The 2752-nt window shown below is 39.5% G+C and carries 2 protein-coding genes; both read right to left on the bottom strand.

Annotated features, from left to right (window positions below; translation table 11 throughout):
• Positions 1-144 precede the first annotated feature (144 nt).
• A complete protein-coding gene (istB, locus tag EKM03_RS14845; protein ID WP_126456435.1) occupies positions 145-876 on the bottom strand; it encodes an IS21-like element helper ATPase IstB in 732 nt (243 codons plus the stop codon).
• 22 nt (positions 877-898) lie between these two features.
• Positions 899-2464 (bottom strand): IS21 family transposase, encoded by a 1566-nt coding sequence (istA, locus tag EKM03_RS14840; RefSeq protein ID WP_233584116.1) that lies wholly within the window; start codon positions 2462-2464, stop codon positions 899-901.
• Between the last annotated feature and the right edge of the window lie 288 nt (positions 2465-2752).

The raw sequence follows: 2752 nt of genomic DNA, 5'->3' as shown, positions 1-2752 counted from the left end.
TAGATATTCCGACGAAAGTACACCACCCATTCCGGAGCAAAGTACACCACGATTCCGCAACAAAGTGCGCCATTTATTCCAGAGCAAAGTACACCAGTCAAATCGTCCTTTATCATCACTAAGTAAAGATGATATTTTTCAAAGTTAATAATTTTTTTTAGATCTCAAAGATTTACCTGTTAGTGTAATTCTGTGGGCAGAAGCTGACAATCTGTCCATAATAGCATCCGATAATGTTGGCTCGTTTAAGAAGGAATGCCAAGTGTCTACTGGGAGCTGGGAAGTGATCATAGTTGATCCTATACCATACCTGTCTTCGAGGATATCTAGTAACGCAATCCTGGCATCATTATTCAACGGTTTTAGCCCAAAATCATCCAGTATTAGAAGTTTGTTTGTGGAGATACTTTTAATCCACTTCAGGTATGTCCCATCAAGTCTGACTTGAGTCAAGGCATCCATAAACTTGTTCATACTAAAATATAGGGTTCGGTAACCAAGTAAACAGGCACTACGCCCTAAGGCGCAGGCCATAAAAGATTTACCACAACCAGTGGCACCAGTTATCAGGACATTTTCTCCCCTTTCTATAAACATGCCATCAGAGAGCCTAAGTAGCTGTTCTCTGGTAATACCTCTTTCTGTATTGCAAATGATATCTTCTGGTAAGGCATGATAACGGAGCTTACTTGCTTTTAGGTACTTCTGTGTTCTGGAGTAATCCCTGTATTCTACTTCTGCCTGAGTAAGCATAGCTATGAGAGAATGGACATCTTCTTGTTGATGTACTGGAAGTGACAATGCAGCTTCATACCTTTTAGCCATGCCTGTTAATTTAAGACCTTTGAGCTGTTCTAATGTGTTTTGTGTGTTCATTTATTAGGATTTTATAAGTTGATTAATTATAAGCTTCAGGACCTCTAATATTACTGTGCTCGGGGATACGGAATTCGATAGGAGCCTCTTCTTCGAGTAAATCCATATTATTCACTAGGATGTTTTTGATAACACCGTAGCTAAATTTGTGACCTCTTAAGCCCCGTTTACATGCAGCTTCCATCCGAATGTTACCATAGGAACTCATGAGTCTCAATAGTCCCAGACAAGCAGTATAAGACTGATCAATTATCAGCTTACTGTTCATCACCTTTTTGAAAAATTCAAAAGTATTGGGGCCGTTTTCTTCTGCTTTTTTGAGATAATATTCCGGACTCCATCCACGTTGATTTTTAATGATCTGATGTCTTTCGGGCATATGCTCCGTGATACTGGTATAACCATGGCTGGTGTAATTCCTAGTATGCACAGCAATCCTTTGTGCATCGCAATAGATCTCCACGACATCCTGATCATAAGCAATGCGTACCTCTTTTCCAATGTAACGATAGGGAACAGAATAAAAGTGCCAGTCTTCACCCACCAGTACATGGTAATGCTTTTGAACCTTTGCTTTGGTATAATGTCTGATACTGTATGGGGATTCTGGAAGGGGCTGTAGTAGTGTTTTTTCCTCGCTTTTAAACAACTCGAGTCTACTGTATACTTTCTTCTGAAAGTTCAGCTGATGATGATAATCAAGTTTTTCTCTAATGGCCTTGTTTAGTTCAGTAAGACTATGAAAAGTATCATTACGTAGGCTAGCATAAATACGTCTATAGGTAATCTTTACGTTATTCTCAACAGAGGGCTTGTCCTTGGGCTTATACGGGCGAGCCGCAAGCAGTGCGATATTATTGTGGTTGGCCCATTGCTCGAGCATATCAGTAAATACAGGTTCATATTTACAACTTTTGGATACCCATTGCCTCATGTTATCTGATTTAACAGTCAAGGGAACACCTCCAAAGTATTCAATGGTATGATTCAACGCTTTAACTACTTGAGGCAGTTTTGCATCCGGTAAGGCCTCTACATAGCCATAGCCACTAAAGGGAAGAATAGCAACATATACAGGGCATGCAATTAGTTCACCAGTTGAAGTATCCACATAGTGAAGCATATCCCCAGCAAAATCAACTTCAAGCAGCTTTGCAGGAGTGTGGACAAAATGCATCACAGCATTGTTTACCTTCTCCTGATCTTGTAAGAGTTCACAAAATCTAGAATATTGAAAACCTTCAGGATATTCTTTAATATATTCTTCCCAAAGTAATAGACGTGTTACACCAGTTCGATTAAGTTCCTTGCTGAAGTAACCGATCAGATTATTAAAATGAACTTTTCGGGGATCAGTATCTTCCGATACAACAGGCTTTAAAAGACCTAGTATTTGTTCAAGTTCCTGATCTGAACGCTTTAGTAATTCTTTGAAATCAACTCCTGTTTGCGTAAATTTCAGCAAATACCCTGCAATTGTCCTTCTAGAAATTCGAACTTCTTTTTCTATGGTACGCTGTGAAGCACCACGTTCTAAAAATAAAAGTACCTGTCTTATCTTAATCATACTAAGTGGTTTATTTGCCATATTGCAAGTGGTTTTTTGATTACAAACCAAACTTATGCTATATGACGGTTAAATCTCTACTTAGTGAGATAAAGGATCTGGAATAGGTGGTGCACTTTGTGTCGGAATGTCAGTCCTTTACAAGTATTAAATCAGGAGAAAAGTGGTGTACTTTGCTCCGGAATAAGTGGCGACCTTTGCAGCGGAATAATTGGTGTACTTTGAAGCGGAATGGGTGGTGTACTTTGCAGCGGAATCGTGGTGCACTTTGTAGCGGAATCGTGGCGACCTTTGCAGCGGAATATCCAA

Source organism: Flavobacterium sp. GSP6 (assembly GCF_003984855.1).
Lineage (GTDB): Bacteria > Bacteroidota > Bacteroidia > Flavobacteriales > Flavobacteriaceae > Flavobacterium.
The sequence above is the reverse complement of the archived record's forward strand: the minus strand, read 5'-3'. Positions and strand labels throughout refer to the sequence as shown.